Source organism: Streptomyces viridiviolaceus (genome assembly GCF_014650995.1).
GTDB lineage: Bacteria > Actinomycetota > Actinomycetes > Streptomycetales > Streptomycetaceae > Streptomyces > Streptomyces viridiviolaceus.
Genome location: NZ_BMWA01000065.1, coordinates 1 through 8,132 on the forward strand (window position 1 = coordinate 1; position 8,132 = coordinate 8,132).

At 71.4% G+C, this 8,132-nt stretch carries 9 protein-coding genes; 1 reads left to right on the forward strand and 8 read right to left on the reverse strand.

Features of this window, described 5'->3' with window-relative positions:
- From IE260_RS40635 to IE260_RS40670, 8 genes are all read right to left on the reverse strand, one after another.
- Nucleotides 1-106 (reverse strand): transposase (locus IE260_RS40635; protein ID WP_373303474.1); only part of this gene is annotated, 106 nt, incomplete at its 3' end.
- A gap of 22 nt (nucleotides 107-128) precedes the next feature.
- Complete coding sequence (locus tag IE260_RS40640) at nucleotides 129-389, reverse strand: hypothetical protein (protein ID WP_189880966.1); 261 nt, start codon at nucleotides 387-389, stop codon at nucleotides 129-131.
- A 29-nt stretch (nucleotides 390-418) separates the two neighbouring features.
- Nucleotides 419-1,465: a helix-turn-helix transcriptional regulator gene (locus IE260_RS40645; protein ID WP_189880967.1), complete on the reverse strand. Its 1,047-nt coding sequence runs from the start codon at nucleotides 1,463-1,465 to the stop codon at nucleotides 419-421.
- An 18-nt stretch (nucleotides 1,466-1,483) separates the two neighbouring features.
- On the reverse strand, nucleotides 1,484-2,437 hold the full coding sequence (locus tag IE260_RS40650) for a helix-turn-helix transcriptional regulator (RefSeq protein ID WP_189880968.1): 954 nt from the start codon (nucleotides 2,435-2,437) through the stop codon (nucleotides 1,484-1,486).
- A 118-nt stretch (nucleotides 2,438-2,555) separates the two neighbouring features.
- Nucleotides 2,556-2,927 carry an FKBP-type peptidyl-prolyl cis-trans isomerase gene (locus IE260_RS40655; protein WP_189880969.1) on the reverse strand — a complete coding sequence of 124 codons (372 nt, stop codon included), beginning with the start codon at nucleotides 2,925-2,927 and terminating at the stop codon, nucleotides 2,556-2,558.
- A gap of 61 nt (nucleotides 2,928-2,988) precedes the next feature.
- The gene (locus tag IE260_RS40660) at nucleotides 2,989-3,984 is read right to left on the reverse strand and encodes an FKBP-type peptidyl-prolyl cis-trans isomerase (RefSeq protein WP_189880970.1); all 996 of its coding nucleotides are present in this window, start codon (nucleotides 3,982-3,984) and stop codon (nucleotides 2,989-2,991) included.
- Between the two features lie 151 nt (nucleotides 3,985-4,135).
- Complete coding sequence (pafA, locus tag IE260_RS40665; RefSeq protein ID WP_055416065.1) at nucleotides 4,136-5,497, reverse strand: Pup--protein ligase; 1,362 nt, start codon at nucleotides 5,495-5,497, stop codon at nucleotides 4,136-4,138.
- Between the two features lie 9 nt (nucleotides 5,498-5,506).
- A complete protein-coding gene (locus tag IE260_RS40670; protein WP_189880972.1) occupies nucleotides 5,507-6,766 on the reverse strand; it encodes an MFS transporter in 1,260 nt (419 codons plus the stop codon).
- 61 nt (nucleotides 6,767-6,827) lie between these two features.
- Between IE260_RS40670 and IE260_RS40675 the strand changes: the two genes are divergently transcribed.
- A complete protein-coding gene (locus tag IE260_RS40675) occupies nucleotides 6,828-7,880 on the forward strand; it encodes a LacI family DNA-binding transcriptional regulator (RefSeq protein ID WP_189880971.1) in 1,053 nt (350 codons plus the stop codon).
- Nucleotides 7,881-8,132 lie beyond the last annotated feature (252 nt).

Genomic DNA, 8,132 nt, shown 5'->3' on the forward strand with positions numbered 1-8,132 from the left:
TCACCTGCCGGTGATCCCGCCACGGACGACCACGACCGTCAACACCAGGCAGCAGGGGCGCTATCCGCTCCCACGCCTCATCCGTCAACTCACCACGACCCACCACAAGATCAATTATCAGACAGTGCCTAGACCGTGGAGTGCAGACGCAGGGTCCGGACCCCGCCGCCCGTGAGCAGTTCCACGATCCGCTCCCCCGCCGGCTTGCGGACGGCGGCCCCGCACTCGGGGCACGTGAACGAGTAGAAGGTGGTGCGGCTCGTGGCACCGATGGCGAGACGCAGGGCGCTCGCGGCGAGCTCGACGCGGCCCCGGCAGTCCGGGCAGCCCGCCCTGAACACCACCGGGGAGACGCGTCTCATACCGGCGAACGCGGACGCCGCCGTCATCCCCGGCACACCAGACCCCGCCGACCCGCTCAAAGCCCTCGCTCCCGCCCGTCGTCCTGCCCGTCACCCGGCTGATCTCCCGCCTCGACGGCCTCGATCCCGTCGTACGCGGCCAGCGCCTCGCGGGCCGCCCGCCGGGCGCTGCCGGCGAGCTCGGGCGGCGAGACGATCCGGCCGTCCCGTCCGAGCCGCAGCGCCAGCCGCCTCAGCGACGCCGGGTCGGGGGTGCGCAGGGTGATACGCAGCCCGCCGTCGGCCAGCTCATCCGCACTGTCGTGCGGGTAGTACTCCGCGACCCAGCGTCCTCCCGGGCCGACCTCCACGACGACCTCGGGGTCCTCCGCGGCGGGCTGCACCAGCCCTTCCGACAGGTCCCGCAGCTCCACCTCCGGCGGCGCGGACGGCTCGTCCAGGATGCGGATCTCGGCGACCCGGTCGAGCCGGAAGGTGCGCCGCGCCTCGGAGCGGCGGCACCACGCCTCCACGTACGTGTGCCCCACGCTGACCAGCCGGATGGGATCGATCTCACGCTCGGTGACCTCGTCGCGGGCCGGCGAGTAGTAGCGGATCCACAGTCGGCGGCGCTCGGAGATCGCCCGGTCGACGTCGGCGAAGACGCCGCCCTCGGCCTCGAAGGTGACGGACAGACGTGAGCTGGCGCCCGCCGCCTCGCCGGCCGCCGTCTCGACCTTGGCGGTCGCCCGCAGCAGCGCCTGCCGGTCGCTCTCGCGCAGACCGGGCAGGGTCGCCACCGCGCGGGCGGCGACGAGCAGCGCGGTGGCCTCGTCGGCGGCGAGCCGCAGCGGCTCGGCGGCGTCCGCCCCGAGGGCAGCGGGATTGTGCCACCAGATGCGCTCGCCGTCGGTGTCGATGTCGAGCAGGTCGCCGCCGCGGAAGCTGGTGCCGCACATGGGCAGCACGTCGAGGTCGGAGACCAGCTCGTCCTCGGTGATGCCGAAGGCGCGCGCGACGTCCTCGACCCGTGCCCCGGGGCGCTCCCTCAGATAGGTGACCAGGGAGAGCATCCGCCGGGTCTGGTCGATGGCGTTCGCGGGCCTGACCGGTTTGCCTGCCACTGTGTTGTCCGCTCCCCCTCAGCCCTTGGCGACGGCACGCAGCCGGTCCACCACGTCGGCCCGCAGCTCCGCGGGCTCCAGGACCACCACGTCCGGTCCGAACTCCACCAGCCAGGCGTCCAGGCCGTGCCCGTACGGAATCTCCAACTCGTCCCAGCCGTCACCGAGTTCCCGCACCGTGGTGGCCCTCGCCCGCAGCGGGTATCCCGCGCCCGAGCGCAGCCGGATCAGCGCGGAACGGTCGGCGGTCTCGCCGGCCCAGCTCGCGACCGTCTCACGGACGGTGACCACGTCCGGCACCGGCGCGGTGAAGCGCCCGCCGCGCGAGCGGACCTTGCCGGTGATCCGCGACAGCCGGAAGACCCGCTCGGCACCGCGGTCGCGGTCGAACCCGGCCAGGTACCAGTGGCCGCGCCAGCACTCCAGCGCCCACGGCTCGACATTCCGGGGCTCGGGCTGGGCGGCGTTGGCCTTGCGGTACTCGAAGGCGACCGGACGGCGGTCGCGGCAGGCCAGCATCAGCGGCTCGAAGGCGGCCTCGTGCACGGGGATGCGGGGCTCCAGCGCACCGTGTGCCTCGTACGGGTCGACGTCCTCGGGCAGCCCGGCCGCGCGCAGCTTCTGCAGGGCACCGCTCGCGGCGCCGGCCAGCCGGGCCTGCTGCCACACCTTGGCGGCGAGGCCGAGCGCGGCGGCCTCCTCGGCGTCCAGGGTGATGGGCGGGAGCCGGTTGCTGTCGCGGCGGGCCAGGTAGCCGACCTCGCCGTCCAGGCTCTCCACGGTCTCGATCACGAGGCCGAGTTCCCTGAGGTCGTCCTTGTCCCGCTCGAACATGCGGTTGAAGGAGTCGTCGGACCCGGCTTCCAGGTAGGCCTCGATCGACTCGCGCAGCTCGCGCTTGCTGAGTGGCCGCCGCGTCCCGAGCAGACACAACGCCAGGTTCATCAGCCGCTCGGCCTTGGCAATGGCCATCGACGCCCGTCACCTTCCCTATGGTGCTTCCGATCGATGACCGTACCGCTCCGCGGTGCCGCGGCAAAAGCCGAGGGCCCATGCCGGACAGGCATGGGCCCCAGGTGATCGGCTCCGATCAGACCCCGAGCAGGTCGACCACGAAGATCAGGGTCTCGCCGGGCTTGATCGCCGGGGTCGGGCTCTGGTTGCCGTAGGCGAGGTGGGCGGGGATGGTCAGCTGGCGGCGGCCGCCGACCTTCATGCCCTGCACGCCCTGGTCCCAGCCCGCGATGACGCGGCCGCCACCGAGCGGGAAGCGGAACGGCGTACCGCGGTTCCAGCTGGCGTCGAACTCCTCGCCCGTGCTGAAGGCCACGCCCACGTAGTGCACGGTCACGGTCTGGCCGGCCTGCGCGACCGGGCCGTCGCCCTCCCAGATGTCCTTGATCTCGAGGTCCGCCGGGGGCTCGCCGCCCGGGAAGTCGATCTCGGGCTTGTCGATGCTCACGTCTCTAGCTCCTGCTTGTCTCTCGGAAAGGCAACGGGCCAAGTCTTACATCTTCGAGGCGTCACATCTTCGCCAGGATGTCGACCGAGAAGACCAGGGTGGAGTCCTTCTCGATGCCGCTGCCCTGCGGCGGGTTGTCGCCGTAGCCCAGGTCCGGCGGGATGACGATGAGGACGCGGCTGCCGACCTTCTTGCCGGTCAGGCCCTGTGACCAGCCCTTGACGACCTGCTGCAGCGAGAACGACGTCAGCTGCTTCCTGCCGTACGTCGAGTCGAACTCCTTGCCGCCGTCCCACACCACGCCCTTGTACTGCACGAGCACGCTGTCCTCGGCGCCGACCTCGGCGCCGTCGCCCTCGATGACGTAGTTCGCCACCAGCTTCTTCGGCGCCTGGGCGTCGGGCACCTTGATGGAGGGTGCCTTGCCGTCGGTGTTGGTGCCGACCGTGGGCAGCTCGGCGTCGTCCTGCGGCACCTCCTCGCCCTTCGCGGAGCTCTTGGCGTTGAAGGTGTCCTGGATGTCGACCACGAACACCAGCGTGTCGGTGCCCTTGATGCCCGCCTGCTCGTTGCCCTGCTCGCCGTACCCCCAGGCGGGCGGGACGGAGAACAGGACGCGGCTGCCGGTCTTCTTGCCCGTGAGCGCGTACCGCCAGCCGTCGATGATGCCGCCCTGGGAGAGCTGGATGACCAGCGGTGTCTTGCGGTCGTAGGAGTTGTCGAAGACCTTCGCACTGCTCCAGATCTGGCCCAGGTAGTTCGCCGAGATGAAGTCGCCCTCGGCCACCGTCCTGCCGCCCCCGGCGATGACCGTCTTCACCGCGAGCTGCTTGGACGGCTCACCGCTGCCCTTGGCGACGGTCGGCTTCTCGCCGAACTTCGTCCCGGCCGTGATGGCGGGCAGCGGACCGTCGACGATCTTCGGCGGCGGGGCGGACGTGGTCGGCGCCGTGGGTGATGCGGTGTCGCCGGCGTTTCCCGAGCCGGAGTCGTCACCGCATGCGGCAAGCGTGACCAGTCCGGCGGGTACGGCGATGAGGAGTGAGCGTCGGCGCACGGTGGGAGCCTCGTAATCGGTGTCGGTCGATCTTGCGTGTTGGCGTGCGCGCAACTCTACGGCGTGAGAAGGGCGCCATACGGAAAACGTACGGCGCCCGTGTGGCGTTCCGGCCTTTCGTGCGGAAAACGCGTGTCTCAGCCGGCCCGGCTCACATACCGGCGATCAGCTTCTCCACCCGGTCGTCGACCGAACGGAAGGGGTCCTTGCACAACACCGTGCGCTGTGCCTGGTCGTTGAGCTTGAGGTGGACCCAGTCGACGGTGAAGTCCCGGCGCTGTTCCTGGGCCCGCCGGATGAAGTCGCCGCGCAGCCGGGCCCGAGTGGTCTGCGGCGGGACGGACTTGCCCTCGAAGATCTTCAAGTCGTTGGCGACCCGGGCCGCTTGGCCCTTCTTCTCGAGCAGGTAGTACAGGCCACGACGGCGGTGGATGTCGTGGTAGGCGAGGTCTATCTGCGCGACCCGCGGATGCGACATGGTCATGTTGTGCTTGGCCCGGTACCGCTCCAGGAGCTTGTACTTCATGACCCAGTCGATCTCGGTGTCGATGCGGTCGAGGTCCTCGGCCTCGATCGCGTCCAGCGTGCGGCCCCACAGCTCCAGCACCCGCTCGACGGTGCCGGTGCGGATGCCGCGGCGCTCGCAGAAGTCCACGGCCTTCTCGTAGTACTCCCGCTGCACCTCCAGGGCGGACGCCTCCCGGCCACTGGCGAGGCGCACCTTGCGCCGCCCGGTGATGTCATGGCTGACCTCGCGGATCGCCCGGATCGGGTTCTCCAGCGTGAGGTCGCGCATCACCGTGCCGGCCTCGATCATGCGCAGCACCAGGTCGGTGGCGCCGACCTTGAGCAGCATGGTCGTCTCGGACATGTTCGAGTCGCCCACGATGACGTGCAGGCGCCGGTAGCGCTCGGCGTCGGCGTGCGGCTCGTCGCGGGTGTTGATGATCGGCCGGGAACGGGTCGTCGCCGAGGAGACGCCTTCCCAGATGTGCTCGGCCCGCTGACTGACGCAGTACACGGCGCCGCGCGGCGTCTGCAGCACCTTGCCGGCACCGCACAGCAGCTGCCTCGTCACCAGGAACGGGATCAGGATGTCCGCGAGGCGGGAGAACTCCCCGTGCCGGGCCACCAGATAGTTCTCGTGGCAGCCGTAGGAGTTGCCCGCCGAGTCGGTGTTGTTCTTGAAGAGGTAGACGTCGCCTGCGATTCCCTCCTCGTGCAGGCGTCGTTCGGCGTCCACCAGGAGTCCTTCGAGAATGCGCTCGCCCGCCTTGTCGTGGGTGACGAGTTCGATCACATTGTCACATTCGGGTGTCGCGTATTCCGGATGTGAGCCCACGTCGAGATAGAGGCGGGCCCCGTTGCGCAGAAAGACATTGCTGCTGCGGCCCCATGACACGACACGGCGGAAGAGGTACCGCGCCACCTCGTCAGGCGACAGGCGGCGCTGTCCCCTGAACGTGCACGTGACGCCGTACTCGTTCTCCAGCCCGAAAATGCGGCGGTCCATGACTGAACATTACGCCCGATCCCCCGAACTGAAACGGGGTTCGACGGCACGGTTTGGATCATTTTCCGATGAAGCCGCAACGACCGTCCCCCCGGCGGGAGCTGCGAGGACCCGTCCGGTGCACGCCAGCACCAGCAGGGACACGGCCCCCGCCGCCCCGGGCACGGCGAACCCCCACAGGGCCCCGCCCGCCTCGACGACCGGCCCCGCGAGGCCCGTTCCCACCGACGCACCCACGGTGAACGTGGTCACCAGCCACGAGAACGCCTCCGTGACCGTGCCCCGCGGGGCGTGCAGGTCGACCAGGACGAAGGCGCAGGCGATGGCCGGCGCCAGGAAGACACCCGCGACCACGGTCAGCAGCACCATGGCGAACGCGCCGGGCATCAGCGTCAGCGGCAGATAACACACCGCCAGAAGGGCCACGAGCACCCGCAGTCGCCGGGCCGGCTCACCGGCCCACTGCCGGGCCCCGTAGACGGCCCCGCCGACGAGCGCGCCCAGGCCCAGGGCGGCCATGAGCCAGCCGTAGACGGCATCGCCCCCGTGCTCGTCCGCGTACGGCACGGCGGCCACCGTGATGGAGCCGAGCGCCATGCCGATGAACAGGAACGCACCCAGGAGCGCCAGCAGCCCCGGCGAACGCAGCGCGCCCAGCCAGTGTGCCTCGCGCGGCGCCGACCGCCACGCGCGCGAGGGCGGCGACACGACCACGGACAGGGCGCCCAGCACACCCACCACGTTCAGCACGAGCAGGGCGGCCTGGGCCGACCACAGCGACACGCACACCGTCACGAGCAGCGGACCGACGGTGAACATGACCTCCTGCACCACGGCGTCCATGGCGTACGCCGTGTGCACCTGGTCCTCCTTCCGGAGCACACTCGGCCACAGCGCCCGCAGCCCGCCCTCCAGGGGCGGCGTGAACAGCCCCGCGCCCGCCACCGCCGCGTAGGCGAGCACCGGCGACCCGATGCCGGCCAGCGCGAAGACGCCCATGGCCAGCCCCGACAGCAGGGCGCCGGGCAGCTGCACACGGGGCTGCCCGTACAGGTCCACGAGCCGGCCCAGCACGGGCTGCCCCACGGCGTTGGCGACCCCGTACACGGCCGCCAGCGCCCCCGCCAGGCTGTACGAACCGCCCTCGGCCCGCACGAACAGCACGATCGCGATGGCGGCGGTGGCATTGGGCAGCCGTCCCACGAGCGTTCCGACGAGCAGCCGGACGGCGTGCCTCGCCCGCAGAATCTCCAGATACCCGGAGACCACCACCCACCACCCCCTCTTCTCCGAACAGGTTTTACGTATAACTTCTCCTGCCATACGTACCATGTCGGCTGTCCACGAGTCCAGACGAAAGAGCAGGCGAACGGTGGCACGAGGCAGCACCCGCCCCACGAGCCGGGACGTCGCCCAGGCCGCCGGCGTCTCCCAGGCCGCGGTCTCCCTGGTCCTCGGCGACAAGTGGCGCGGACGGGTGTCGGAGACCACGGCGGAACGCGTCCGCGAGGCGGCGCGCACGCTGGGCTACCGCCCCAACCTCGCCGCCCGCAATCTCCGCCTGGGCCGCACCCGGACGGTGCTCCTCGTCGTCCCGGCGCTGACCACGGAGTTCTTCGCGGGCGTCTACACGGGCGCCACCCGAGTCGCCGCCGAGCACGGCTTCGGCGTGGTCCTCTACCCCTCGCCCGAGGGCATCGGTCCGGCCAGGAACCCCTTCGCCTCGGCCCAGGCGGCCCTGGACGGCGTCATCGCCTCCTCCATGGCCGCCGACGCCCTCACCGCGATCCGCGGCGACCAGCTGCCGCTGGTGATGCTGGACAGCGACCCGGAGGGCAGCCTGGGCGCCGCGACGGTCAATCTGGACATCGCCGACGGCATCCGCCAAGTGGCGGAGCACCTCCTGTCCCTCGGCCACCGCCGCTTCCTGCACCTCGCGGCGGACGTCGCGTCCTGGACCTTCGAGGTACGCGCACGGGAACTGGCGGCACGGCTGGGCACGGTCCCCGGCACCACCCTGCGCACCGCCCACTCCCCCATCTCCATCGAGGGCGCCGTCACGGCCGCCGAGGCCGCGCTCGCGGGCCCGGGCCCCCGGCCCACGGCGGTCGTCTGCGACGACGACCAGCTGGCGGCCGGCGTGTACAAGGCGGCCCGCCGTGCCGGGCTCCGCGTCCCGGACGACCTCTCGGTCACGGGCCTGGACGACCTCGCCCTGGCCACGGCCATCGACCCGGAGCTCACCACGGTCCGGCTGGACGCGGAACGGTTCGGCGAACGCGGCATGAGAGCCCTGCTGGCGGTCCTGGAGGGCCGGGCCCCGGAGAGCGGCGACATCCCGGTCAGCCTGGTGGTGAGGGGCTCCACGGCACCACCACGGTGACCCCGGGCCGATCCGGGCAGCACTGCGTTCACCCGGTACCCGGCGTGGGTGCGGGCCGGGGGTGGGTCGCGCGGCCCGGCGCTATCGGGAGGCCGCCCGCGCCCACCCGTGCCGCCCCAGGCGGCACGACTGCCCGCGGCTCGGCGAGCCCGGCTGCCCGCGGTGGCGCGGACCCGCAGTCGCGTACGGCGAGAAGGGGACGTGCCGGGGGGTGTCCGCCCGCAGCGGTTGGCGCGTCAACGCCAGTCAGAT

Excerpts from the sequence above, each read along its gene's own strand:
- pafA (WP_055416065.1), bottom strand. The coding sequence starts at position 5,497 with ATGGACCGCCGCATTTTCGGGCTGGAGAACGAGTACGGCGTCACGTGC.
- IE260_RS40640 (WP_189880966.1), bottom strand. The coding sequence starts at position 389 with ATGACGGCGGCGTCCGCGTTCGCCGGTATGAGACGCGTCTCCCCGGTG.
- IE260_RS40650 (WP_189880968.1), bottom strand. The coding sequence starts at position 2,437 with ATGGCCATTGCCAAGGCCGAGCGGCTGATGAACCTGGCGTTGTGTCTG.
- IE260_RS40675 (WP_189880971.1), top strand. The coding sequence starts at position 6,828 with ATGTCGGCTGTCCACGAGTCCAGACGAAAGAGCAGGCGAACGGTGGCA.